Genomic DNA, 26,294 nt, shown 5'->3' with positions numbered 1-26,294 from the left:
GGAGCCCTGGATAGGATGGGCCCCTCACCATTTTTTAGATCAGCCTGGATGTGGCTTCTGTCACCTGGCGAGCGGCTTTTCCATTTTCCCGTATCGGACAGATCAGGATCGAATGGCTCGACATCCACCACTGATCGCGCTGGCTTAAGCTATGGGGTTACGAGCCAAAGCATCCGCGAAATCATTTCCCGCTATACCGGAATGTCCCTTGCACCACTCTATGTCTACGTTCGGATTGCGAAGGAGCAAGCTATCCACACTCCGCCACAGGGCTTCATCTGGTATCTGTCGTTTCCGAGCTCGCGAATTGGGGTTGATGCGTTTCCAACCGTTGGTCCGCCAGATTTTGCGATGGCGATGGCAACCCTCGACGACATGAGCGGAGTCCGTCCAAAGGACGGTTGTCCGGCCTGGAGCGTGAGCATCCAGCCATAAAAGTGCGTTCATGACTGCCATTATTTCAAAAGAATTATTTGTAAGTCCGATTTCCGTCCCACGCGCAGCATGGAGCTGCTGCCCCGTCTCCAGCACGACGAATGCCCAGCTTCCCGACACTTCAACGGGGTCGTAAGAGCCGTCCGTGTAGATTGTGAGTGGCGCAGTCATCGAACTCGTTTTCCCGTGTCAAAACCGCCTGAAAAAATGGCAATGCCTTTGAGTCACTTCTCCAGATGGCGTTTACCATGTCCTCTTCGAATCAAAACCTGCTGTTCTTTGTATCGGGGCAGAATATGTCTCGCTTTCGCAGAGTAGATTGCACCAGATAGAGAGGTCTCCAGCGCGGTAACCTTCACTCCACAGCTTCAATGAGAGACATAGCCCCCGCGCTTCACGTCGCGAAGCGCGACGAATACGGCCGCTGCCAGCACGGCAATCATCGTGCCGGTAATTATGAGAACCGATCCATGCGCCTGAGTGAAGGCGCTGCGCGCCGCTGTCCGTATTGCCTCAGCTTCATCTCCGCCCAAGCGCGCCGCCGCCGTCATCGCTTCACCGATGGATCCGCCTGCGCCGGCTGCTGGAGAAAACGCGCGTGAAACTGCGGAGAAATAGATTGAGTTTACAAGTACTCCGAAGAAGGTGATCCCGATGCCGCCGCCGAGTTCGTAGCCAGTACCTTCCAATGCACCTGCAGCACCTGCCTTATCGGCTGGCGCGCTTCCCATGATGGCGATGGATGATGCCAAAAGACCAATGCCGAGGCAAAGGCCAAGCATCGCCAGAAGCGCCGCGGTTATCGGCGGTGAAGCGATCAGATCGATGGATGCAAGACCGAACAGCGCTGCGGCGGCTCCGGTCATCGACAGCGTCGCGATCGGCCGAAGGCCGAAGCGGTTCGCCAGGTTGCCACCGAGTGGGCCACCCACGGCGGCCGCGATGACCAGTGGCAGCATGAACAGGCCCGCATCAAGCGGGGACATGCCGAGCACGTACTGGAGTTCCTGCGCAAGCACCAGCTCAAATCCTGCCAATGCGCCGGAGGCGACGAACGCCATCAGCATGCCGGCAGCAATCGCTGGTTTGAGGAAGAGCGACAGGTCGAGCATCGGATTGCGCGACGAGACCTGCAGCCTGCCAAACCAGCCGAGCAGAATTATACCCGCAGAGAGTGATGCCGCGACCGTACCGTTGATGCCGCCTTTCATCCCGGTCTTGATGCCGTAAACGGTCAGAACCAGACCCGCGACCAGCAATGTTGCCTGCCCGATGTTCCAGGCCCCCAGACCGGTACCAACCTTCTTCGGAACAAGGAACCAGACAAGGGCGATGACGACAGCCAACACCGGAAGATTGACGAGGAAGACCGATCCCCACCAGAAGTGCTCGAGCAGGATGCCCCCGACAAGCGGACCGATGGCGGCGCCCGCCATGCCGACCACACTCCACAAACCGAGTGCCCGCGCCCGCTCGCCATCATCCTCGAATGTCGTGCGAATGATGGCAAGGACACAGGGCATGATCATCGAAGCGCCAACGCCAAGGATGGCACGGGAACCGATCAGCATCGCGGGCGAGGTCGAGAAAGCGGCTGCGGCCGATGCTATGCCGAACACGACAAGTCCGGTCAAAAGCATCCGCCGGTAGCCCATGCGGTCTGCAAGCGTTCCCATCGGTACCAGCAGGCCGGCCATGACAAGCGCATAGATATCGATGATCCAGAGCACCTCGGTACCGGAAGCACTAAGTGCGATTGTCAGTGAAGGCACCGCAATATGGAGAATGGTGAGGTCGAGCACGACGGGCAGAAAGGCCATCATGACGGCAGAGAGAATAAGCCAACGATTGGCGGAGGACATGCGAGACACCTGCAATGCGAATTTTTTATCAGAACGATCGTTTCACTATTGCATTAATACACGATCGTTCGTAAAACAATCAAGTGACAAATTGGAGAATGATGTGGGTCGTATTCGCAGGATTCAGAAAGATGACATCTTGGATGCCGCCGAGCGCGTGGTATTGAAGCTCGGCGCCGCCGGGCTTTCAATCGATGCCGTCGCCCAGGAGGCGGGTGTCAGCAAGTCGACAGTCGTTTACGATCACAAGTCGAAGAGCGCATTGCTTGAGGCTCTGATCGACCGCCGTATATCGCAGGAACTCGAGCGGCAGGCAAAATCGGTCGAAGATGCTGCCGATACTCCTCATCCCGAGCTTTTCGGGCGGATCAAGCTCGCCGAACGTGTTGTGGATGATACCGAACGCGCGGTTGCCATGGCGATCAGCGCCTCCCTTTCGTCCGAAGAGAAGCTCCAGCAGCAGATGCGTGACTGGACGTTGGCAGACCTCAAGGCCATGCGCGAGGGTGCCCGTCCCGAAGCGGCGCTGATGGCTTATCTTACCCTTTCGGGCTTCTATTTTACCGAACTTTTCGGCTTCCACCAGTGGAGCGAGGATGATCAAGCCAGAATTCTCGAAGGTGTACGAACGATCTACACATCCTATCCCGAGAAGTAATCATCGCCCGTAGGGGCCAATAACAGCCGATTCAAGGAAGAAACATGTACCGCTGCAGCCAACTGCCGCGCCTAAGGGCGTGCCTTATTGCAACCTCTATTCTCGCTCTGACGGCGACGACTGCCCTTGCGCAGGAGGGCGGGGAGATGCCGCCCGCCGCCGTCGGTGTCATCGATCTCAAGGCCCATGCGATCCCGGTTATCAGTGAGCTTCCGGGCCGCGTGGCCGCCACTCGGGTCTCCGAAGTGCGTGCCCGTGTTTCCGGTATCTTGCAGGAGCGCGTTTTCGAACAGGGCGCGCTCGTGAAGGAAGGTGACGTCCTTTATCGGATCGATCCCCGTCTCTTCAAAGTCCGGGTTTCCAGCGCACAGGCAACCCTTCGCCGGGCGGAAGCCACGCGCGACAATGCCAAGGTTCAGCTGGAACGGCAGAGGATGCTGCGTGAACGCAATGTTGCCAGCGGCATCGACTATGACACCGCGGCCGTTAATCTTGCTCAGGCAGAGGCCGATGTGGCGCTCCAGCAGGCTTCTCTCGAGGAAGCAAAGATCAATCTCGAATATACCGAGGTTCGTGCTCCGATCACCGGCATCATCGGCGGCGCGCTCGTCACCGAAGGCGCGCTTGTTACCGCGGATGGTACATCAAGCCTTGCGCTCATTCAGCAGATCAACCCTGTCTATGCCGACTTTACCCAGTCCGCGCAGGATCTTCTGGCGCTACGCCGCGCCGTCACCAACGGCAAGCTGGCAAGCCCCGCTCCCGGGCAGGCAAGCGTAGAACTGGTTTTTGATGGCGGTGATGTCTACGGCGGGAAAGGCAAGCTGCTGTTTTCCAGCGCCAACGTGGATTCCACGACCGGTCAGGTGACATTGCGCGCCGAGTTTCCCAACCCGAATGGCGATCTCTTGCCCGGCATGTATGTGCGCGTGCGCATCGAGCAGGCCGTCCGTCAGGACGCGATCACCATTCCTCAGCGTTCCGTGCTGAGAACCCAGGACGGCAAAGCACAGGTCTACGTTGTCGAGGCTGACGACATTGCAAAGCTGCGGGATGTCCGGCTTGGCCAGGCGCTTGGCCAGGAATGGGTGGTCGAGAGCGGCCTGAAGGAGGGCGAGAAAGTCGTGGCCGACGGTGTGCAGAAGGTTCAGCCGGACACCAGGGTCGCCGCCGAATCCTGGTCGGCGGAAGAACACAAGCAATCTGGCGGCGTAATTCCCGCCAACTCGGGAAATTCAAGGTAATATAATGGCACAGTTCTTTATCAGCAGGCCGATCCTTGCCTGGGTCTTCGCCCTGTTCATTTCCATAGCGGGCATCATCGCCTTGCCCTTTCTGCCGATTGCGCAATACCCCAAGGTTGCGCCGCCGCAGCTCACCATTTCCACCTCTTATCCCGGCGCTTCCCCGCAGGAAATCTATCAGGGTGTGACGCGCCTGATCGAGGAGGAGCTGAACGGCGTCGCCAACATGATGTATTTCGAATCGACGTCGGACACATCAGGCGCCGTCAGCATCAACGCCACCTTCGAGGCTGGCACCAACATCGATCAGGCATCGGTCAACGTACAGAACGCTATCCGGCGCGTGGAGTCCCGTCTTCCGTCTGCGGTCACTTCGCAGGGTGTCAACGTCGAAGAAGCCGCATCGGGCTTCCTGATGATGATCACGCTGACCTCCACCGATGGTCGCATGGACGAAGTCGCACTTGGCGATTATCTGAACCGAAACGTTCTCGGTGAAATTCGCCGTATTGACGGCGTCGGTCGCGCCCAGATGTTCGCGGCCCAGCGCGCCATGCGCGTCTGGATCGACCCGGACAAGATGGTCGGCCTGAACCTGACGGCGGCAGACATCAATGCCGCCATCACCGCCCAGAACGCCCAGGTGGCCGCCGGCCAGATCGGCGCTGCCCCAAACCCTGTCTCGCAGGATCTGACCGCCACGGTTCTTGTACAGGGCCAGTTGTCTGATCCCAGGGCGTTCGGCGAGATCATTCTCCGCGCAAATCCCGATGGTAGCGCGGTCCTTCTGAAGGATGTCGCGAGGATCGAACTTGGCGCGGAGAACTACAACTTTACCAGCCGCCTGAACGGGCAACCGAGTGCTGCGGTCGGTATTCAGCTTTCCTCGACGGGCAACGCGGTGGCGACTTCGAACGCCGTCAAGGTGAAGATGGACGAGCTGTCGCAGTTCTTCCCCAAAGGGGTTGAATACGCCACGCCATACGACACCAGCCCATTCGTGTCGGCCTCCATCGAGAAGGTGCTGAGCACGCTGATCGAAGCTGTCGTGCTCGTCTTCGTCGTGATGTTCGTGTTCCTGCAGAATTTCCGTTACACCGTCATCCCGACCCTGGTCGTGCCCGTTGCGCTGTTGGGCACATGCGCCATCATGTTCGCGACCGGGTTCTCCATCAACGTGCTGACCATGTTCGCCATGGTCCTCGCCATCGGCATTCTCGTCGACGACGCTATCGTCGTAGTGGAGAACGTCGAACGCATCATGGCTGAGGAAGGCCTCTCACCCAAGGCCGCAACCCGCAAGGCGATGGGGCAGATTACCGGCGCGATCCTCGGGATCACCCTTGTACTCGCATGCGTATTCATCCCGATGGCTTTCTTTCCGGGTTCGACCGGCATCATCTATCGGCAGTTTTCGCTGACGATGGTCGTGTCGATCGGCTTCTCCGCTTTTCTGGCGCTGTCGCTTACCCCGGCGCTCTGTGCCACTTTCCTGAAGCCGATTGCCAAGGGGCATCACGAAAAAAAGGGGTTGGCTGGCTGGTTCAACCGCAATTTCGACGGCCTGACAAACCGCTACGTCAAGGTGACCAACGGCATGGCAAAGCGCGCCGGCCGGATGATGGTGATCTACCTCGCCCTCGTCGTTGGTCTTGGCTACCTCTTCATCAACCTCCCCTCGGCATTCGTGCCCGCGGAAGACCAGGGAACATTGCTGGTCGACATTCAGGGGCCGCCGGAAGCCAGCGCCAATCGTACACAGGCGTCGGTCAGGCAGATCGAAGAAATCCTGAAAGCGGAGTCCGGCGTCAAGGATGTCATCGCGATCCAGGGCTTCAGCTTTTCCGGTAGCGGCGCCAACGCCGCGCTGATGTTTGTCACTCTCAAGGACTGGAGTGAACGCGATGCGGAAAACTCGGCGCAAGCCATTGCAGACCGCGTGAACATGTCGCTGTTCGGCCTTAAGGATGCGACCAGCTTTGCGCTTTCCCCTCCGGCTATCGAAGGTTTCGGTGCCACGGGCGGCTTCGCATTCCGCCTTCAGGACCGCAACGGTGTCGGCCAGGCCGCCCTGTCTGCTGCGGGAGCCGAATTGATGCAGAAGGCCGGGCAAAGTCCGGTGCTGACCGGCATGCGTGTGGAAGGTCTTCCGGATGCGGCGCAGGTCCTGCTGGTGATCGACCGCGAAAAGGCGAACACGTTTGGTGTGACCTTCTCCGACATCAACAACACGATCACCGCCAACCTCGGATCGTCCTATATCAACGACTTTCCGAATGCCGGCCGCATGCAGCGCGTCATCGTGCAGGCCAAGGACCAGAGCCGTCTTCAGGTCGAGGATTTGCTCAAGCTGAACGTCCGCAATGCCAGCGGCGGCATGGTTCCGCTGTCGTCCTTTGCAATTGCACAGTGGCAGAAAGGTTCACCGCAGATCGTTGGTTACAATGGCTATCCGACGATACGCATCTCGGGTGAACCTGCTCCCGGCAACTCGTCCGGCGCGGCCATCGCCGAGATGGAACGTCTGGCGGGCGAAATGCCTGAAGGCATCGGATTTGAGTGGACAGGTCAGTCGTTGGAAGAAATCAAGTCCGGTTCGCAGGCGCCCTTCCTGTTCGGTATCAGCCTTCTCTTCGTGTTCCTGCTTCTTGCAGGTCTTTACGAAAGCTGGTCGATCCCGTTCTCGGTCATGCTCGTGGTGCCGCTCGGTGTCATCGGTTGTGTACTTGCGGTCATGCTTGCCGGAATGCCGAATGATATCTATTTCAAGGTGGGCCTGATCGCGATCATCGGCCTGTCGGCAAAGAACGCGATCCTGATCATCGAATTTGCCAAGGATAATTACGCTGAGGGCAAGCCGTTGCTGGAATCAGCGATCGAGGCCGCAAAACTTCGCTTCCGCCCGATCATCATGACCTCGCTCGCATTCACCCTCGGCGTCGTACCGTTGGCAATCGCCTCCGGTGCCAGTGCCGCCAGCCAGAACGCCATCGGCACCGCCGTTCTTGGCGGCATGATTTCGGCGACAATCCTAGGTGTGTTCTTCGTCCCGGCCTTCTTCGTCTTCGTGCTGAAACTGTTCAGAACGAAGCGGCCGGAGGCGGACGATGCAGCCGCGAGTTCCGAGATTATGCCAGTCACGCATGGTTCGCGCACATAACCTCAATCGCAGTTCGGGATGTATCCTCCTTTGCACTGCAAGGCTCCACCCCTTCCCCAAGGGGGGAGCCACCGTTCCAACTCAGTCCCAGATGATCGGATGCGCATCCGAGACAAAACAGCAGGCACTTTTTTCCAGTGAACCAATCACCAAGCGTATTGATGAGCGGTCACATATACGGCCGGCAGCTTTTCCTGAAAGAGCCAGAGACCGCCCGGCCAGGCCGGGCGATAATCTAGGGTGCCAGTTCCGCCGAAAACGCCGATTTGATGAGTGTTTCGGTATATTCAGCGGCTGGCCTGTTGAATATGTCGTCGGTTTCTCCCTCTTCCACGATCGTCCCGTTTTTCATGACAATGACGTAGTCCGAAATGGCCTTGATGACAGAGAGATCGTGGCTGATGAAGATGTAGGAAAGGCTGTGCGTCTTCTGCAAATCACGTAGCAGGTCGATAACCTGTCCTTGAACGGACCGGTCCAGCGCAGAGGTAGGTTCATCGAGAATGACGACATCCGGCTTGAGGATGATCGCACGGGCAATTGCGATACGCTGGCGTTGCCCGCCTGAAAACTCATGCGGGTAGCGGTTGCGGGTGGCTGGATCGAGACCGACTTCTTTCAGTGCTTCGATAGCCCTTTTGTCCCGCTCCGCACGGCTCAAGCGTTGCTCATGCACGAACAGACCTTCAGTGATTATCTCTCCGACCGTCTGTCTTGGCGAAAGCGAACCATAGGGATCCTGAAACACAAGCTGCAAATGCCGCCGCAATGGCCGCATGGCCTTTCGGTCAAGGTCACTGATTTCCGTCTCGCCAAAGAAAATGCGGCCCTTGGAATGGGCAAGGCGCAGAAGCGCGCGACCGAGGGTGGATTTGCCTGATCCGGACTCACCGACGATGCCGATGGTTTGTCCCTGGCGAAGGCTGAGATTGACGTCGTCGACAGCCCGAAACTTGCTCGACTTCGACAGGAAGCCACCCGGAATTTTATAATCGACCGTCACGTTCCGCCCGGAGAGAACGACAGACGCCTCTTTGCCGACTGGCAACTTGTGCCCGCTGGGTTCTGCATCGAGAAGCATCCTGGTGTAGTCAGCCTGCGGGCGATCGAAGATATCTTCCGTCGTGCCGGATTCGACGATTTCCCCGCGGCGCATAACCGCGACGCGATCGGCAAAATGGCGGACAACGCCGAGATCATGCGTGATCAGGACGACGGCCATGCCGAAGCGTTTCTGCAATGACTTCAGAAGGTCGAGGATCTGTGCCTGGATCGTCACGTCAAGCGCCGTGGTCGGTTCATCCGCAATCAAGATGTCCGGCTCGTTTGCGAGAGCCATGGCAATCATGGCGCGCTGGCGCTGACCGCCGGAAAGTTCATGCGGGTAGCTGTCTATGCGCCGCTCCGGCTCAGGAATTCCCACGAGCTTCAGGAGTTCGAGAACGCGGGCACGCGCCTCCTTTTTGCTGCCACCCCTGTGGTGAACGATCGGTTCGGCGATTTGCGCGCCGATCCTGTAGAGAGGATCGAGCGAGGTCATCGGTTCCTGGAAAATCATGGTGATTTTCGCACCCCGGATATTGTTGAGCTCGTTGACCGGCAGGCCGATCAACTCGCATCCACGATATTTTGCCGAACCCTCGATAATGCCGTTGGATGCAAGCAGCCCCATGATGCCCATCATGGTCTGGCTTTTGCCGGAACCGGATTCTCCGACGACGGCAAGCGTTTCCCCCTGTTTGACGTCGAGATCGATGCCCTTGACAGCGCTCACCGTGCCGTCAGGCGTCGTGAAGTCAACTTTGAGATTGCGGACGGTGAGGATGGTTTCAGATGTCGTATTCATGTCAACGATCCTTGGGATCGAGTGCATCACGCAACCCGTCACCCACGAAATTCAGCGAAAACAGGGTCAGCACGAAGAAGATCGCCGGGAATATCAGGAGCCACGGGGCTGACTGGATATTGTTGGCGCCTTCGGAAATCAGCGCGCCCCAGCTCGTAAGCGGCGCCTGCACACCAAGGCCGAGGAAAGAGAGGAAGCTTTCCAGAAGAATGACCTTGGGCACGACCACCGTAACGAACACGACGACGGGCCCGATCGTATTGGGAATGATGTGGCGGCGGATAATCTGCCAGTCGCTCAAACCCAAGGCCTGTGCGGCACCCACAAATTCCCGCCGCTTCAGGGCAAGCGTCTGGCCACGAACGATACGCGCCATATCCAGCCATTCCACGGCACCGATGACCAGGAAGATCAGGATGAAGCTGCGGCCGAAAAACACCACCAGGACGACCACCAGAAAGACGAAGGGCAGCGAATAGAGGATTTCGACGAAACGCATCATCACATTGTCGACACGCCCACCGATATACCCCGCGGTTGCGCCGTAAAGCACGCCGATCCCGAGTGAAACGAGGCTGGCCAGAACGCCGACGGCGATCGAGATTTGCCCACCCAGCATCACGCGCGCCAGCATGTCACGACCGTTGGAATCGGTGCCGAAGAAGAAGTACTCGCGGTTGACGTCGCCTTCCAGCTTCAGCGTTCGGCCTTCATCTTCGGTGGCGACGACCTTTGTGTTTTCGAATTCGTTGGCGCGGTCGAAATAGCGTGTGGTGCGCGGGTCAATCGGGCTGCTGGAGGTGACGGTTGCCGTGAAGGTCTGCCCTTCGACTGAAAATTCCTTCAGCTCGACGCGCGCCCGGTTGGCAACGCCCTCCATCACGTCCTGCAGGTTGTTCACATCCGGGCGTGGCTCAAGGCTCGGCGGGACGGAGACATAGGACGAAAACACCTGATCATAGGTGTGTGTGAGGAAATGCGGACCGATGAACGAGAAAAGCGTGATCAGCAGCAGCATGACGGAACCTGCCATGGCGGCCTTGTTTCGTTTGAAACGCAGGGCTGCCAGCTGGAACAGGCTTCGGCTTTTTACCAATGGTTGAGGGGCAATATTGCCGGGGATATCAGTCATGTCTGACCCTCGGATCAAGCAGGCCGTAGAGAATATCGACCACGAGATTGAACAGGATGACAAAAATGGCGACGAGAACGACGGTTCCCATCACCAAGGTATAGTCACGATTGATCGCGCCGAGAACGAAGTAGCGGCCGACACCCGGAATAGTGAAGATCGTCTCGATGACCGCCGAACCCGTCAACAGTGCCGCGGCGCACGGAGCCAGATAGGAAACGACCGGAAGCATCGCCGCTCGCATGGCGTGGAAGACCACCACGTTGCGCGCCGGAAGGCCATAAGCCTTGGCGGTGCGAATGTGGTCCATCCGCAAAGCCTCGATCATTGCGCCGCGTGTCAGGCGCGCGATGACCGCGAGCTGCGGCAAAGCGAGCGCGATCATCGGAAGGATGAGATATCGCAGCGATCCGTCGCCCCAGCTGCCGGCGGGCAGAAGCCCGAGTATGACGGCAAAGACAAGCGTGAGAACCGGTGCGACAACGAAGTTCGGCACGGTAACGCCAACCGTCGAAATCGACATGATCGAAAAATCGAAGGCACTATTCTGTCTGAGTGCGGCCAGAGTGCCGGCAAGAACGCCGCCCACCAGCGCCAGCAAAAGAGCATAGCTGCCGAGTTCCAGCGAATAAGGCAGACCCTTGCCGATCAATTGAGCGACGGTATTGTCCTTGTAGACGTAGCTCGGGCCAAAATCGCCGGTGACGGCATTGCCGAGATAGATGAGATACTGGCGCCACAATGGTTCATCCAGATGATAGGTTCTCATCAGGTTTTCCATCGTCTGCGGCGGCAGGGGACGTTCAAGATTGAACGGACCACCCGGTGCGAAACGCATCAGGAAAAACGAAATCGTGACGACGATAAACAACGTCGGCACCGCACTCGCCAAACGGCGCAGGATAAACGAGATCATGCTTTTTCGGGCTCCGGCATGGCACGGTGGTGTGAGCCACCGTGCCGACGCTGCTTATTCGGAAACGCTCAGGAAGCGGCTGAGGTGTTCGTTGGCAGCGTTGTCGGCCCAACCCTTGACACGGTTGGAAACCAGCCAGAGATCGGCCTGTGTCAGCAGCGGAGCGACCGGCTGCTCCTTCATGAGGATGGTTTCTGCCTCATGCAGCAGCTTGGAACGGGCAGCAGGATCCTTCTCGTCGTAGGACTTCTGCATCAGCGCGTCATATTCGGCGTTGTTGAACTTGGAATAGTTGAAGGTCTTGTTGGAAGAGACTGAAAGCGCCAGGAAGTTTTCGGCATCGGCATAGTCGGCAACCCAACCGGCGCGCGCCACGTTGAATTTGCCGCCTTCCTGAAGGTAGCCATAGTGCGAGGCGACGTCGAGGTTCACCAGTGACACCTTCGCGCCGAAGGTGTTCTTCCACATATCAGCGATAGCCGTCGCGACGCGTTCATGGTTCGGGTTGGTGTTGTAACGGATTTCGATGGAAAGCGGCTTGCCGCCCTCACCGTAACCAGCCTCCTTCATGAGCTTGAGGGCTTCGTCTTCCCGGTCGAGCTGCGACAGTGTGGCAAAATCGGCCTTTGCCGGCTCGCCGTAGGAATCCATGCCCGGCGGAACCATGGAGTAGGCCGGAACCTGAGAGCCGCTGTAGATCTCCTTGGCGAGGAAATCGCGGTCCACTGCCATGGAAAGCGCCTGGCGGACACGCACGTCATTATACGGCGCTTCGCGGGTATCGAAGGTATAATAATAGGTCGCAAGCGTCGGCGAAACGTGAACCTGTTCGCCATAGGCCTTGCGCAGACGGTCGATCTGATCCGCGGAAAAGTTGTATGCGAGGTCCATTTCCTTTGCTTCGAAACGACGAACGGATGCGGCCTGGTCATCGATCGGGTAGAAGATGACCTTGTCGATCTTGGTGTTGGATGCATCCCAGAAACTGGTGTTCTTGACGACCGTCAGGCTGTCATTGGGAACATGCGCTTCGAGCTTGTAAGCACCGTTCGAAACCATGACGCCCGGCTTTACGAAGTTCGTGCCGTTCTTTTCGTAGCTCGCCTTGGAAATCGGCAGCGCCGTCTGGTGAGCAAGAAGCTCAAGGAAGAAAGGTGTTGAGCGCTCGAGTGTGATCTCAAGGGTCTTGTCGTCCACCGCCTTGACGCCAAGCTGGTCAACCGGAACATCGCCCTTGTTGATCTTTTCGGCGTTCTTGATCGGGTAAAGAATATTTGCATATTTTGCGGCGGTCTTCGGATCTTCGACGCGCTGGTAGGAGAAAACAAAATCTCCGGCCGTTACCGGCGTGCCATCCGACCATTTTGCATCCGCACGCAGTTTGAACGTGTAGACGGTGCCATCCTCAGACAGTGTCCAGCTTTCCGCCGTACCGGGAATGATCTTGCCGGCGGCATCGTAAATGGTGAGACCTTCATAAAGGTCTTTCAGGATAAAGGCTTCGATGTTGATGGAGGTCTGTGCCTGATCGAGCGTCTGCGGTTCGCCGGAGTTGCCGCGATGCAGAACTGTTTCCGCAAGCGCGGAACTGGCGCCAATCAGAAGCGATCCTACCAGCAGAGTGGTGAGAGCTGTTGTTTTTATCGACATTGTTTTCTTTCCCCGTGAGTATTTTGAGTGCACAAACAAGGCCAAATTTCTCCGAAGTGCAACCACAATAAATTGTGAGTTGATGCGAAAGCCACAAGTTTCACTTAACTTGACATGTTCGCGGTAGACCCAGCGGTTTCTGATAGAACACTTTGGCTGAGGTCATCCTGCGCCGGGTTGTTCCATAGGGAACTGCCCTCCGACGACCGAGCGGTTCATGCCGAAGTCTCGTCGACGCACTATCCCTTTATCCCGCTCGCCGCGATACTGGAGATGAACAGTCTCTGCAGGCAGAGATAAAAGATCAGCACTGGCATGGTGATGATGGTGAGATAGGCCATGACTTCACCCCAGGGCGTGTTGAGCTGGAAGAAATATTGCAGCCCCACCATTACGGGTCTGTATGTCTCGGATTGGGTAACGAGAAGCGGCCATAGGTATTGCTGGCTGTACATGACGAGAAACTTCAGGATCGCCGCCGTTGCAATGACCGGGCCGCTGAGCGGCATCACCACCTGCGCATAAATCCGCAGCCAGCTGGCGCCATCGATGCGCGCCGCCTCCAGCAATTCCTTCGGCAGATCCTTGAAATATTGCACGAAGAGGAAAATCGTCAGCCCGTCTGCGATCCACGGAATGATCTGCACATGCCAGGAGTTGAGCCACCCCCAGGTAAATCCACCGCTGCTTATCCATGGCAGATTGTTGACTTCCAGCAGGAGTGGCACGGCAATTGTTTCAAAGGGAATGATGAGCGTTGCGAGGATGATCGAGAATAAAACATCCTTTCCGCGCCAGTTCAAAAAGGTGAAGGCGAAGGCGGCAAGCGAGCCAAAAAGCAGGGCGAGAAACACGGTAACGACCGTGACCAGAACCGAATTGAATATGAAGGTCGCAATCGGCGCCCGGGCGAAAGCTGCCGTGTAGTTTTCAAGCGAGAGATGTCCCACCGGCAGGAAGGCTCTTATCGACGTGGCGTCACTCAGCAACTGGTCATTTGGTTTCAGTGACGAGAACCCCATGAACAACAGCGGCAAAATGAAGATCGCCGCAAAGGCGAGCATGAGCACATAGTTGCCGATGAGAAAAGCGAGGCTCTTGCGTTGTCCGGCCTGCATCATTGCTTCTCCCTTGTCAGGTATCGCTGGGTCAAGGAAATGCACAGAACGAGCAGGAACAGGACGACCGAGATTGCGGAGCCTGCTGCGATGTCCTGCTGTCGATATCCTCGCTCAACGGCCTGGTAGACGATGCTCTGCGTGGAATCGCGAGGTCCGCCCTTGGTCATCACATCGATCTGCGCAAAAAGCGCAAAAGCCTGCATGGTGATGACGATGACAATCAGCACGGCTGTGTTGCGCAGCAGCGGCCAGGTTATCATGCTGAACCTCTGCCAGCGGCTCGCGCCTTCGATGTCGGCTGCCTCGTAAAGATCCGGAGAGATGGTTTGTAGGCCGGAGAGCCATATGACCATGTGGAACCCAACGCCCTGCCAGACCGACATCACCAGAATGGCCCATAAGGCGGTATCAGTTCTGCCCAGCCAGTCGATGGGCTGGAAGAGCCCGAAGCTCATGTAACTCAGGAGGCTGTTCAGGAGCCCGTTATCGGCTGCATAGATAAACCGCCAGAGCAGAGCCACCACCACCACCGACAGCACGACAGGCATGAAGTAAATCGCCCGGAAAATCGTGACGCCTGGGATCTTCTGGTTCACCAACAGGGCAAGAAACAGCGCCAGCGCAGCCTGAACCGGCGCTACGACGACCACGAAGGAAAGCGTGTTGACAAGGGCTGTCAGGAATACGACGTCGCTGGCCAGAATGACGATCTGGTCCTCGCCCCAGCTGAAGCTCTTATATTCCCGCATCCCCTCCAGATGGGGATAGTCGGGATTGTTGCGGGTGAAACTGCGAATTCTCGGATAGGAGACGGAACCATCCGCATCCCGGCTGATGCTGCCGTCCGCCTCCTTCTCTGGTTCGAGCGTCAGCACACCGATACCCAGCAGCCGGGTGTAGTTTTCAACGCCGACAAACTCGGTCGGATTGGGAGACGTCAGCCGCTGGTTGGTGAAGGAAAAACCGAGCCCCAGCAGAAAGGGCGTGATCAGGAACAGCCCGATCAGCACCATCGCCGGTGCAGCCATGAGCCAGCCCGTGACGCCGTCCCGGGTGAGTTTTCCCTTTGAAGAAAAGAACGCCATCGATCACGACCCTTATTTGGGTTGGTAACCGGAATTGCGCTCAATGTTGTTGTTTATCTCATCCGTTGCATTGTCCAGCGTATCGGCAACATCCGCACCGTTGGCAATGTCGGAAAGAGCCTTGGAAAAGACCGGCGAGATGAAGGCGTAAGCCGGCGTGACCGGACGCAACGTTCCCTGGCGCTTGGACAGTTCGAAGAAAACTTCGAGCGGGCCGCCCTGCTTGTAATTCTTCGTCATCTGGGCAGCCGAGGAGGTGGCCGGGATGAGGCCGACCGCATCGGAAAACTGCGCGAGATATTTGTCCTGTATGGCGAATTCGATGAAGGCCGACGCGCCTTGCGGATGCTTGCTTGTGGCCGACACACCAAACTGCCAGGATCCGGCACCGATCTTCGTTCCCTGCCCGAAATCAGGCGCCGGCAGGAACAGCAGGTCGTCGCCATATTTCTCCAGCGCCTTCACCGCAACCCAGTTGCCCATCCATTGCAAGGCGTGGCGACCTTCCAGAAAACCGGTTTCATGATCGGCAGGCGATTGTGACGTTCCGGGTGCCAGCTTCTTCTCAAACAGAGACTGCCACCATTCTCCGAACTTGACGGCACTGTCGCCGTTGAGGAAGTTTTCGGCAGTTTGATAATCTTTCTTGTCGATCAGGCTGCCGCCGAAGCTCTCCAGAAACGGGCTGAAGGCATAGCTGTACCATTCGGTTTTGTCGGCCATGCCAAGGTCGATCGCATATTCGAACTTGCCACCGGCCGCGATTTTCTCGAGCGCCGCATTGAACTCCTCGCCGGTCCACGGCTGTTCCAGTGTGGGAATGCGAATGCCGTTTTCATCGAGAACCGATTTGCGGGCGAAGACCGCAACGGCGGCATCCCACAGCCCGACGGAATAGAGCTTGTCTCCCCACTTGCCCACGGCGCCGGGCAGGAAATTTTCAAGCTTTACTTCATCGATCTGCAGTGGCTGCAAATAACCCGACCACGCCCAGTTAGGCATGTTCGGCCCATCGACATCCAGAATGTCGGGCAGCTTGTTGGAAAGTGCTGCGGCGGTGACGGATTCGTTATAGGCACTCTGCGGAAACTCCTGAAGCGAGACCCGCCAGTCTGACTGGGACGAATTGAAGTCCTCGATGATGCCGGCCAAAATCTTGCGTTCTTCAACATTGCCCGCGCCGTGATACCACATCGTCAGGTCGGTCTGCGCCAGTGCCGCAGTGGAAAAAAACATCGACAGGGCGGTGAATGCGCCCGCAAAAATGGCTTTGGTGCTCATGGATGGTCCTCCTCCTGAAGAAAGGTAACTTCACCATCCAGAGATTGTTCCGAAGAAAATCTGCTGCAAAGTCTAGCCGACGAGTTGGATGATCGGGAAACAGGTTTGTGAGCACCGCCGTGAAATTTCCCAGGCGAAGGCCCACCGTCCCGATTCGCGCGCTCGCACCGCTTGACTGGATCGTCGACGGCCTCGAGCAAATAATTGACAGAAACTGGCAAGGCGCTCAGTCCAAAGCAGGCAATGCTGTCAGGATGTGCAGTTGCGCTTTCTTGGATCGACAAAGCATCTGAGGCGCGGCGATTCCTCGCCAGCCTGCTTATCCGGCCAGTCTCTCACATGTTCGTTTTCGTTTTTACGATTTTGGTACGCGATATCGTTGCCCGTTGGAAATCGTCGTACGGGCGCTCACACGTTACAAGAGCCCAGAATTTACAGAATTGTATTTTTATATTGCACCTAATGTGTACTTTAAGTACACAATCGCTTGACGCCATGCCTTGCCCGTGTAATCTTCCAGTTATCAACATCAGGAAGCTCGGAGTTACGCGATGGCGAAGACCGTTAAGAGCAGTCTCTATGAGGATCTGAAGCGGCAGATTCTGACGATGGAGCTCGATCCGGACGCGGATCTCGATGAAGTGTCCCTGAGCGAACATTACGGCCTGTCCCGGACGCCGGTGCGTGACATTTTTCGTCGGCTGGCAGGCGAGGGATATATCGATATTCGTGAGAACCGGGGCGCGCGTGTCATCCCGATGAACCACACGACGCTTCGCAACTTCTTCCAGGTCGCGCCGATGATTTATGCCGCGATCGGGCGGTTGGCGGTGCAGAATTTCAAGCCGGCACAACTCCTCGATCTGAAAGAGACGCAGGAGCGGTTCCGCAAGGCCAGCGGCGACGAAGACGCGTTGAGCATGGTTTTGCAGAACAATCGCTTCCACGAGATTTTCGGCGAAATGTCGGCCAATGCCTATCTGCAGCCGAGCCTCGGTCGCCTTCTCATCGATCACGCGCGCATCGGCCACACATTCTTTCGGCCGCGCAGCGCCGACATGAAACGGCGCCTGCAGCTGGCCGTCGAACATCATGACAGTTTCATCGAGGCGCTGGGCGCCCATGATGAGGATGCTGTTGTTGATCTCGTCTTCGAACATTGGGAGCTGTCGCGCGAGAACATGGAGATGTTCATCGCCCCGCAGGGCATCAAGGCGGATGCGATGCTCGGCGCTCCGGCCACGCAATCACTGGAGAAGTCATCGTGAAATTTGAGGGGATCTACACCCCGGCGATAACGCCGCTCGACGAGCGCGGCCAGATCGACCGGAAGGCGTTCGCCGCAGTGCTGGAATCGCTGATCGAGGCGGGTGTTCACGGCATCATCGTCGGCGGTTCGACTGGTGAATATTACGCCCAGACCAGCCAGGAGCGGTTTGATCTTGCAGCTTATGCCAAGGAGGTCATCGGCACCCGGCTGCCGCTGATCATCGGAACCGGTGCGACCCGCACTGAGGATTCGATCGAATACGCGAAGGCCGCCAGGGAGATCGGCGCAGACGCAATCCTGGTTTCGACACCGCCCTATGCGCTGCCGACCGAGCGGGAGAATGCGGTCCACGCGCTTGCCGTCGACCGCGCGGCCAATATGCCGATCATGCTTTACAATTATCCGGCACGCATGGGTGTGATGATGGGTGAGGAATATTTCTCGCGCGTCGGCAAATCGAAGAATGTCGTCGCCATCAAGGAAAGTTCCGGCGAAATGGCGAACCTTCATCTGCTCGCCCGCAAGTTTCCGCATATCGCCCTGTCCTGCGGCTGGGACGATCAGGCGCTGGAATTCTTCGCATGGGGCGCCAGAAGCTGGGTCTGTGCCGGCTCGAATTTCCTGCCGAAAGAACACGTCGCGCTCTATGAGGCCTGCGTCATCGAAAAGAATTTCGACAAGGGGCGCGCGATCATGACCGCAATGCTGCCGCTTATGGATTTCCTTGAATGTGGCAAGTTCGTCCAGTCGATCAAGCATGGTTGCGAGATCATCGGGCTGACGGCCGGCCCGGTCCGCGCACCGCTGCGGCCGATGAATTCCGAAGAAAAGAGAACACTTGAGACCGTTGTCGCCACCTTGAAGCGGACGGTCGGCCAGATCACGTCGGGAGCCAATCGTCATGCATGAACCGTTGACCGCCGCCGAATATAAGGCGATTGCCGCCAATCTCCAGTTTCCGACGGGCGCTTTTATCGATGGCGCATTCCGTCCGGCCAGTTCCGGCAAGACATTCAAGACCAAGAACCCGGCAGACGGCGAAACGCTTGCAAAGATTGCCGCATGCGACAGCACGGATGTCGATCTCGCGGTTCTCAAGGCTCGCGATGCATTCGATGACGGTCGCTGGCGTCTGCAACATCCGGGCGAGCGCAAGACCGTGCTCCTCAAGCTCGCAAAGCTTATCGAAGAGAACCGCCACGAGCTGGCGGTCATGGAAAGTCTCGATAGCGGCAAGCCGGTGCGCGAGTGCCAGACAGTCGATATTCCCGACACCATTCATACGTTGCGCTGGCATGCCGAGCTGATCGACAAGCTCTACGACAACACTGCCCCTGTCGGCTCCAATGCGCTGACCATGATCATGCGCGAGCCGATCGGCGTCGTTGGATGTGTGCTGCCATGGAACTTCCCGCTGCTGATGCTGGCCTGGAAGATCGGCCCGGCGCTGGCCGCCGGTTGTTCCGTCGTCGTCAAGCCGGCGGAAGACACGACACTCACCACGCTTCGGGTTGCGGAACTCGCGCATGAGGCCGGAATTCCGGCCGGTGTTTTCAATGTCGTCACCGGCAGTGGCAAGGATGTGGGCGAACCTCTCGGCCTGCATATGGATGTCGACATGGTCGCTTTCACGGGTTCGACACCGACCGGCCGCCGCTTTCTGCGTTATGCCGCCGATTCCAACCTCAAGAAGGTCGTGCTGGAATGTGGAGGCAAGAACCCGGCAGTCGTTCTCGATGATGCCGAGGATCTCGACCTCGTGGCCGAACAGGTCGTCAACGGCGCCTTCTGGAACATGGGCGAAAATTGCTCGGCCACCTCGCGCCTGATCGTCCATTCGAAGGTCAAGGACGAGCTTCTGAACAGGATCGGCGCTTATCTGCGGGAGTGGAAAACAGGCGACCCGCTTGATCCGGAAAACCGCATCGGCGCGCTGGTCAACAAGGCGCATTTCGACAAGGTGACCTCGTTCCTTGAGGACGCCAGGGCGGAGAAACTGTCGGTCGTCCATGGCGGCGGCACACAGAATGGCGCCTTTGTGGAGCCGACCGTTGTTGATGGCGTTACGCCGAAAAGCCGGCTGTTCCAAGAGGAAATCTTCGGGCCGATCCTGTCTGTGACGACGTTCAACACGCTGGCCGAGGCTGTCGCGCTCGCCAACGACACCAATTACGGACTGACGGCCTCGGTCTATACCGGCAGTCTGCGACACGCCATCAGGCTGTCGCGTGAAATCCGTGCCGGCGTCGTCACCGTCAACTGCTTCGGCGAAGGTGACGCCAGCACGCCATTTGGTGGCTACAAGGAATCCGGTTTCGGTGGTCGCGACAAGTCTGTCTTCGCCCATGACAATTACTGCGAGCTGAAAACGATCTGGATCGATGTTTCCGAGCGCTCCGTGGACGAGACGGTCAGATGACAACGGGAACCGTGAGACGTCTTCCAGTCGAAAACGGCGTCTCCGGTTGGGAGGCGATCAGCCAGCGCCCTTTCCTGCTTAAAAAGCTTGAAAGCGCCGTATCGGCCGATTGGCTGGTGATCGGCGCGGGTTTTGCCGGCCTTTCGGCGGCCCGGCGTCTGCAGGCTCTCCGCCCTGGCGAAAAAATCGTGCTGGTGGATGCGGGTGAAATCGGCAAGGGCACGTCAGGCCGCAATTCCGGTTTCATGATCGATGTTCCGCATAATCTTTCCGCAAGCGAATATTCCAGCGGCGGAGCCGAAGCGACGCGGGTGGAGATGGCGCAGAACCGCTTTGCCATCGCTTTCGCGAAAGACGCGGCGCAGGACTATGGAATGTCGCGCGAGACCTTCGATCCGGCGGGCAAGACCAATGCGGCTGCCACCGGGCGTGGCATGAAGCTGAACGAGAATTTTGGCCAGTCGCTGAAGGCGGCCGGTGAGAAGCACCTGTTTCTCGACGCACAGGAAATGCGGGAACTTACCGGGTCAAGCTATTATCTCGGTGGGCTTTATACGCCCGGAACAGTGCTGATCCAGCCCGCCGATTATGTGCGCCAGTTCGCCGCCGGCCTTTCGGACAAGATCGAGATTTTCGAACGCTCGCCGGTCACATCGCTCACACGGAAGGATGGACGTTGGACTGCTTCGTCTCCTGCCGGATCGGTCAGTGCCACAAAGGTTATTCTCGGCGTCAACGGACATATCGATGATTTCGGCCATTTCGGTGGCCGGCTGATGCATATCTTCGCATATGCCTCGATGACGGCCGGCTTCCCCGCTGGTGCGTCCGGTTCTTCGGTTTCCGGCAGGGATCGCTGGGCGCTGCTTCCCGCAGACGCGATGGGAGCGACCATTCGCAAGATCACCACCAATGGCGTTTCGCGGATCGTCATCCGCACCAAGTATACCTACGAGACGAAGGTTGCCGTTGGCGAGCACCGGATGGCCAGGATGAAAGAGGAGCATCGCCGTTCGCTCGATGCCCGTTTCCCGGAACTGGCGCAGATCGGTTTCGAGCATAGCTGGGCCGGGCGTCTCTGTCTCAGCCGCAACCATGCGCCCGCCTTCGGCGAGGTGGAGGAGGGGCTGTTTTCCGCCTGCTGCGAGAACGGTCTTGGAACAGTAAAAAGCACTCTGGCCGGCATCATGGCCGCCGATCTTGCGACCGGGACGACATCCCCGGAACTCAGCCGATACATGGATCACCCGCAGCCTTCGCGAATACCGCCCGAGCCGTTGGCATGGCTGGGCATCAATGGCGTGATCCGATTGCAGGAATTGCGTGCAGGCCGCGAGGGGTGAACCTTCGCCGCGCAATAAGAGGCACGCGCCCGGCGCGGCTTCAATAAAGATGGGAACAAGAAACCAGGAGTAAGAGCGATGAAGACGATGTGGAAGGCGCTTTGCGCCGCCGCCATGATTGGAATGAGCATGCTTCCCGCCCGTGCGGAAGAAAAGACCATCAACATGGGCACGTTGTCCTGGGAGGATCTGACACCTATTACCGGTATCACCAAAAAGGTCCTTGAAGATTCCGGTTATACCGTCAAGGTCACCGAATTCTCCGAATGGGGCATCGCTTACGCCGCTCTTGCAAAGGGCGACATTCAGGTTCTGGCCTCGCAGACCGACTATGTGGCCCAGGATTACTGGAACAAGAACAAAAACCGCCTCGAGAAGATCTCGCCGGTTTCGCACGGCCTTTATCAGGGCATCGCGGTTCCGAAATACGTGCCGATCGACAGCCTCGAGCAGCTCAATGAGAACAGCGACAAATTCAGCGGCAAGATCATCGGTATCGAGCCGGGCTCCGGCCTGATGAAAGACGCGTCGAACGCCGTCAAGGAATACGGCATCAAGCTGCAATTGGTGGAAGGCAGCACCGCGGCCATGACGGCGGCACTGAAGTCGGCCTATGACCGCAAGGAATGGATCGCGGTGACGGTCTGGGAACCGTCATGGATGGTCCAGAAATATGAAGTGAAATATCTCAAGGATCCGAAGGGCGTCTTCCCGCCGCCACAGGGTTATTACTGGATCGGCCAGAAGGGTTTCTCCGCCGACAATCCGCATGCCCGCGAAGTCATGGCCAGCGTCTACGTGCCGATCGCCGATATCACCGCGATCAATGGTGCGGTCAAGGACGGCAAGACCATGGACCAGGCCGTGCAGGACTGGATCGGCGCCCATGCCGACCTGATCAAGCGTTGGGAAAATATCAAGAAGAACTGATCGCGCAATGGCCGCCCGGCATCGGTCGGGCGGCTTTTGTCAAAGCAACCAGAGAAGCCAGCGCAATTGGCTCAAGGGAACCGCCATGAAAATCGACGCTGCTCAATCGAGCGAAATCCTGATCGACTGCCAGTCTCTCTGGAAGGTCTTCGGCGACAAGACGGGCGCCGCGATGCGATCGATTGCCGAACGCGGGCTTGGCAAGAAGGAAGTGTTGCAGCAATTCAACTGCGTTGTCGGTGTGAACAATGCCAGCCTGCAGGTTCGGCGTGGCGAAATCTTCTGCATCATGGGCCTTTCAGGCAGTGGGAAGTCGACGCTGATCCGCATGCTGAACAAGCTCATTACGCCCAGCGCCGGCAAGGTGCTGGTCAAGGGACGGGACGTCGCCGCCCTGTCGCCGCCCGATCTGCGTGAAATGCGGGCGAAGAACATCGGTATGGTGTTTCAGAACGTAGCACTCCTGCCGCATCGAACGGTTCTTGAAAACGCTGCCTTCGGCCTTGAAGTTCAGGGCATATCAAAGACCGAGCGCAACAGCACGGCAAAGCAGGCTCTCGAAAAGGTTGGTCTGGCCGACTGGCTTGAGCGATACCCGGCTGAACTGTCGGGCGGAATGCAACAGCGTGTCGGTCTTGCGCGCGCTTTGGCTTCCGATCCCGAAATCATTCTCATGGACGAGCCGTTCAGCGCGCTTGACCCGCTGATCAGGCGGCAGCTGCAGGACGAATTCCGCCAGCTGACAAAGCAGCTCGGCAAGTCCGCAGTATTCATCACCCATGATCTCGATGAGGCGATCCGCATCGGCGACCGCATCGCGATCATGAAAGACGGCGCGATCATTCAGACCGGGACTGCCGAAGACATCATTCTCAATCCGGCGGATGATTATGTTGCGGAATTCGTGGCCGGTATTTCCCGTCTGCATCTGATCAAGGCGCATTCGGTCATGCACAGTGTCAGCGACTACAGAAAGGACCAGCCGAATTCGGACCTTTCGACGCTGGTACGCACGACGCCGGACGCCGACATCGATGAGCTGATCGCGCTGACGATGCAGTCGGAACGCGATGCGATCGCCGTGGTCGATAACGAGCAGGTCGTCGGTATCGTCACTCCCCGCAGTCTCCTCATGGGCGTAAAGGGTTCCTCCAACAACGACCGCGCGGCGGCCTGATTTCTAGCTGGAGCTTCGTGAAATGGACACTTCAGGCTTCACAGACGCCTTCGATGAATGGACGGATGCAACGCTGGAATGGGTGAGCGAGAATGGCGAATCCCTTTTCGATTATGTCCGGCTGGTTCTCGAAGGTCTCTATGATGGTATTCTCTGGCTGCTGGAGCTGCCGCCTTTTTATCTGGTGGCGGTCGTCGTGGCGCTGATAGGCTGGCGGCTTGTCAATCGCTGGTTCGCGGTTCTGAGCGGTCTCGCTCTTGTTCTCTGCTACGCCATGGGCCTCTGGCCGGAAACCATGAGCACGCTGGCGCTGGTGCTGACTGCGACCGTAATGGCGCTGGTCATCGGTATTCCGATCGGTATTGCGGCGGGTTTCTTCACCGCGCTCGACAGGTTCATGGAGCCGGGGCTGGACCTGATCCAGACATTGCCGCCCTATATTTATCTGCTGCCGGCCATTGCGCTTCTCGGATACGGCCCCGCCACGGCGCTGATTGCCACCGTTGTCGTTGCCATTCCCCCTGCGATCCGCCTGACCTCGCTCGGCATCAGAATGACACCCCACGAGTTTCTCGAGCTGGGCGAGGCAATCGGCATGACGCCGCGCAAGATGTTCTTCAAGATCCGCCTGCCGTTTGCGCTTCCGAGCATCATGGCCGGTGTCAACCAGAGCCTGATGATGGCCTTCGGCATGGTGGTGATTGCGGGCATCGTCGGTTCTGGCGGGCTCGGCGAGACGATCTATGGATCGATCCGCACGCTCGATATCGCGACATCGATCAACGGTGCGATTGCTATCGTCGTCCTGACGATGGTGCTTGATCGCATTACCCAGAGTGCCGCCCGTATCGGGGCAGGGAGGAAGTGATGGCTGATACAATCCTGCAGTTCTCACCCGGTGCCTTCCTGGCTCCGGCCGTCGACTGGCTCAACACCAACCTGCATCCGCTTTTTGCGGCGATCGGTTATGTGGTGGAGGCCGTCCTTTCGGCCCTTGAGGCGACGCTGCTTTCGGTGCCGCCTTATGCGTTGATCGTGATTGTTTTTATCGCCGCGTTTTTTGCCGTCAGCATCAGGGCGGCGATCCTTGCCGGCCTGTGTCTCGGTTTCTGCCTGCTGGTAGGTCTGTGGACTGCGTCGATGCAGACGGTGTCGCTGGTGACTGTCGCCGTCCTGATCTCGGTTACGATCGCATTTCCGATCGGCGTCCTGTGCTCCCGGCACAAGACGCTGGAAGCAATCGTCCGCCCGGTTCTCGACGTCATGCAGACGGTGCCGCCGTGGGTCTATCTGATCCCGGCGGTCATGATCTTCAGCCTCGGGCGCGTGCCGGCGATCATCGCGACGATTGTTTACGGTATCCCACCCATGCTGCGATTGACGACATTGGCTTTCAATCAGGTGCCGCGGGAATTCCTGGAGCTCGGAAGCGCCATCGGCGCACATCCCCGCTCGGTGCTGTGGAAGATCGAAATTCCGCTCGCCAGACAGACGCTTCTGGTTGGCCTCAACCAGTGCATCCTTCTGTCTCTGGCCATGGTGGTGCTTGCCGGTCTTGTCGGAGCGGGAGGGCTCGGCGCGGAAGTCACACGTGGTCTGACGCGAATGGAAATGGGTCTTGGCCTGCGTGCCGGCCTTGCGATTGTCGCTGTCGCACTTCTTCTCGATCGGCTGAGCCGCGGTCTGCTTGATCGTAACACGGTCGCGAGACCCGCACTGGATTGAGGAAAGCCCGTGAGACATTCGTTCTTTTGCATCGATGCCCATACCTGCGGAAATCCGGTCCGCCTCGTCGCAGCCGGTGGACCGATGCTGCCGCATCTTCCAATGGGCGAGCGGCGGGAAATCTTCATTCGCGAGCATGACTGGGTCCGTCGGGCGCTGATGTTCGAGCCGAGGGGGCACGACATCATGTCGGGCGCCATCATATATCCCGCGCATCGCGCCGATTGTGATTTCGCCGTTCTTTTCATCGAGGTCAGCGGCTGCCTGCCGATGTGTGGTGCAGGAACGATCGGGGTTGTCACCGCTGCCATTGAAGAAGGCCTGGTGAAACCTCGCACGCCGGGTGTCGTTGCAATCGAGACGCCCGCCGGCAGGGTGGATGTCACCTACACGATGAAGGATGGTTTCGTTGATGCGGTCCGGCTCCATAATGTAGCGAGCTACCTTCACCAAAGCGACATCGAGGTCGATGTCCCCGGTATCGGCCGGCTTGTCGTTGATATCGCTTATGGCGGCAATTTTTACGCCGTCATCGAGCCCCAGAAACACTGGGAAGGCTTCGAAGGAATGACCGCATCGCAAATTATCGAATACAGCCAGAAGCTTCGTCATGCTCTCAAGAGTGTTTGCGATCCCGTCCACCCCGATGACGAGCGCATCAGGGGCGTGCATCACGCCATCTGGTGTGATGTGCCCGTCGATAGCGGTGCCGATGGCCGGTCGGCGGTGTTTTATGGCGACAAGGCGATTGACAGATCTCCGGGTGGCACCGGCACATCCGCACGCATGGCGCAGCTCCATGGAAAAGGACGCCTGCCGGTCGGTTCAACCTATAGAAACGAGAGCCTCATCGGCACGATCTTCGAAGGGCGTGTCGAAAGCGCCGCAAATATCGGTCCCTTTGAAGGGATAATCCCAAGCATTGGCGCCTGGGCCCGCATCATCGGACACAACACGATCTATGTCGATGATCGCGACCCGCTCGCCCACGGATTTCAGATTTCGTGAGTGGGTGAGACAACGGTGAGGAGAGCGAGGCG

The 26,294-nt window shown here is 58.1% G+C and carries 21 protein-coding genes; 12 read left to right on the top strand and 9 right to left on the bottom strand.

The window, feature by feature from the left end; all coding sequences use genetic code 11:
- Positions 1-144: 144 nt before the first annotated feature.
- On the bottom strand, positions 145-606 hold the full coding sequence (locus QSV77_RS22965; protein ID WP_302735176.1) for a ribonuclease H: 462 nt from the start codon (positions 604-606) through the stop codon (positions 145-147).
- Between the two features lie 197 nt (positions 607-803).
- Positions 804-2,297: an MFS transporter gene (locus QSV77_RS22960; protein ID WP_302735175.1), complete on the bottom strand. Its 1,494-nt coding sequence runs from the start codon at positions 2,295-2,297 to the stop codon at positions 804-806.
- A 103-nt stretch (positions 2,298-2,400) separates the two neighbouring features.
- Here QSV77_RS22960 and QSV77_RS22955 point away from each other — a divergent pair, with 103 nt between their 5' ends.
- From QSV77_RS22955 to QSV77_RS22945, 3 genes are read left to right on the top strand one after another with little or no spacing between them, the layout of a single operon-like run.
- Complete coding sequence (locus QSV77_RS22955; RefSeq protein ID WP_302735174.1) at positions 2,401-2,955, top strand: TetR/AcrR family transcriptional regulator; 555 nt, start codon at positions 2,401-2,403, stop codon at positions 2,953-2,955.
- Between the two features lie 44 nt (positions 2,956-2,999).
- Complete coding sequence (locus QSV77_RS22950; RefSeq protein ID WP_302735173.1) at positions 3,000-4,199, top strand: efflux RND transporter periplasmic adaptor subunit; 1,200 nt, start codon at positions 3,000-3,002, stop codon at positions 4,197-4,199.
- A 4-nt stretch (positions 4,200-4,203) separates the two neighbouring features.
- Entirely contained in the window at positions 4,204-7,359 is a 3,156-nt protein-coding gene (locus QSV77_RS22945) for an efflux RND transporter permease subunit (RefSeq protein WP_302735172.1), read from the top strand.
- A 235-nt stretch (positions 7,360-7,594) separates the two neighbouring features.
- Here the strand turns inward: QSV77_RS22945 and QSV77_RS22940 are convergent, their stop codons facing one another.
- The 7 genes from QSV77_RS22940 to QSV77_RS22910 all read right to left on the bottom strand — a co-directional run bounded on the left by QSV77_RS22940 (position 7,595) and on the right by QSV77_RS22910 (position 16,390).
- Entirely contained in the window at positions 7,595-9,205 is a 1,611-nt protein-coding gene (locus QSV77_RS22940; protein WP_302735171.1) for an ABC transporter ATP-binding protein, read from the bottom strand.
- 1 nt (position 9,206) lies between these two features.
- Entirely contained in the window at positions 9,207-10,337 is a 1,131-nt protein-coding gene (locus QSV77_RS22935) for an ABC transporter permease (RefSeq protein ID WP_142842571.1), read from the bottom strand.
- Positions 10,330-11,253, bottom strand: coding sequence for an oligopeptide ABC transporter permease OppB (gene oppB / locus QSV77_RS22930; RefSeq protein ID WP_035265000.1), 924 nt, complete (start codon positions 11,251-11,253; stop codon positions 10,330-10,332). The genes QSV77_RS22935 and oppB overlap by 8 nt, the downstream gene beginning before the upstream one ends.
- Positions 11,254-11,307: 54 nt before the next feature.
- On the bottom strand, positions 11,308-12,903 hold the full coding sequence (locus tag QSV77_RS22925; RefSeq protein ID WP_142842569.1) for a peptide ABC transporter substrate-binding protein: 1,596 nt from the start codon (positions 12,901-12,903) through the stop codon (positions 11,308-11,310).
- Positions 12,904-13,142: 239 nt separating this feature from the next.
- On the bottom strand, positions 13,143-14,024 hold the full coding sequence (locus QSV77_RS22920; protein WP_302735170.1) for a carbohydrate ABC transporter permease: 882 nt from the start codon (positions 14,022-14,024) through the stop codon (positions 13,143-13,145).
- Positions 14,021-15,109, bottom strand: a complete 1,089-nt coding sequence (locus QSV77_RS22915; RefSeq protein WP_302735169.1) for a carbohydrate ABC transporter permease — start codon at positions 15,107-15,109, stop codon at positions 14,021-14,023. The genes QSV77_RS22920 and QSV77_RS22915 overlap by 4 nt, the downstream gene beginning before the upstream one ends.
- A gap of 12 nt (positions 15,110-15,121) precedes the next feature.
- Positions 15,122-16,390 carry an extracellular solute-binding protein gene (locus QSV77_RS22910; RefSeq protein WP_302735168.1) on the bottom strand — a complete coding sequence of 423 codons (1,269 nt, stop codon included), beginning with the start codon at positions 16,388-16,390 and terminating at the stop codon, positions 15,122-15,124.
- Between the two features lie 551 nt (positions 16,391-16,941).
- Here QSV77_RS22910 and QSV77_RS22905 point away from each other — a divergent pair.
- The 9 genes from QSV77_RS22905 (at position 16,942) to QSV77_RS22865 (ending at position 26,262) form a co-directional block, all read left to right on the top strand.
- Positions 16,942-17,658 carry a GntR family transcriptional regulator gene (locus tag QSV77_RS22905; RefSeq protein ID WP_046801950.1) on the top strand — a complete coding sequence of 239 codons (717 nt, stop codon included), beginning with the start codon at positions 16,942-16,944 and terminating at the stop codon, positions 17,656-17,658.
- The gene (locus QSV77_RS22900) at positions 17,655-18,569 is read left to right on the top strand and encodes a dihydrodipicolinate synthase family protein (protein WP_302735167.1); all 915 of its coding nucleotides are present in this window, start codon (positions 17,655-17,657) and stop codon (positions 18,567-18,569) included. Before QSV77_RS22905 ends, QSV77_RS22900 begins: the two co-directional genes overlap by 4 nt.
- Positions 18,562-20,079 carry an aldehyde dehydrogenase gene (locus QSV77_RS22895; protein WP_302735166.1) on the top strand — a complete coding sequence of 506 codons (1,518 nt, stop codon included), beginning with the start codon at positions 18,562-18,564 and terminating at the stop codon, positions 20,077-20,079. The genes QSV77_RS22900 and QSV77_RS22895 overlap by 8 nt, the downstream gene beginning before the upstream one ends.
- The gene (locus QSV77_RS22890; RefSeq protein WP_302735165.1) at positions 20,076-21,422 is read left to right on the top strand and encodes an FAD-binding oxidoreductase; all 1,347 of its coding nucleotides are present in this window, start codon (positions 20,076-20,078) and stop codon (positions 21,420-21,422) included. The genes QSV77_RS22895 and QSV77_RS22890 overlap by 4 nt, the downstream gene beginning before the upstream one ends.
- A gap of 78 nt (positions 21,423-21,500) precedes the next feature.
- Positions 21,501-22,352 (top strand): glycine betaine ABC transporter substrate-binding protein, encoded by an 852-nt coding sequence (locus QSV77_RS22885; protein WP_302735164.1) that lies wholly within the window; start codon positions 21,501-21,503, stop codon positions 22,350-22,352.
- A gap of 85 nt (positions 22,353-22,437) precedes the next feature.
- A complete protein-coding gene (locus QSV77_RS22880; RefSeq protein ID WP_302735163.1) occupies positions 22,438-23,529 on the top strand; it encodes a glycine betaine/L-proline ABC transporter ATP-binding protein in 1,092 nt (363 codons plus the stop codon).
- A 22-nt stretch (positions 23,530-23,551) separates the two neighbouring features.
- Entirely contained in the window at positions 23,552-24,397 is an 846-nt protein-coding gene (locus tag QSV77_RS22875; RefSeq protein WP_302735162.1) for a proline/glycine betaine ABC transporter permease, read from the top strand.
- Positions 24,397-25,254: a proline/glycine betaine ABC transporter permease gene (locus QSV77_RS22870; protein WP_302735161.1), complete on the top strand. Its 858-nt coding sequence runs from the start codon at positions 24,397-24,399 to the stop codon at positions 25,252-25,254. Before QSV77_RS22875 ends, QSV77_RS22870 begins: the two co-directional genes overlap by 1 nt.
- A gap of 9 nt (positions 25,255-25,263) precedes the next feature.
- On the top strand, positions 25,264-26,262 hold the full coding sequence (locus QSV77_RS22865) for a 4-hydroxyproline epimerase (protein ID WP_302735160.1): 999 nt from the start codon (positions 25,264-25,266) through the stop codon (positions 26,260-26,262).
- The last annotated feature ends 32 nt before the right edge of the window (positions 26,263-26,294 follow it).

Source organism: Agrobacterium sp. V1 (assembly GCF_030518355.1).
In the GTDB taxonomy this organism is placed as follows: Bacteria; Pseudomonadota; Alphaproteobacteria; order Rhizobiales; family Rhizobiaceae; genus Agrobacterium; species Agrobacterium cucumeris.
This window is presented reverse-complemented; position numbering and strand designations above follow the sequence as displayed.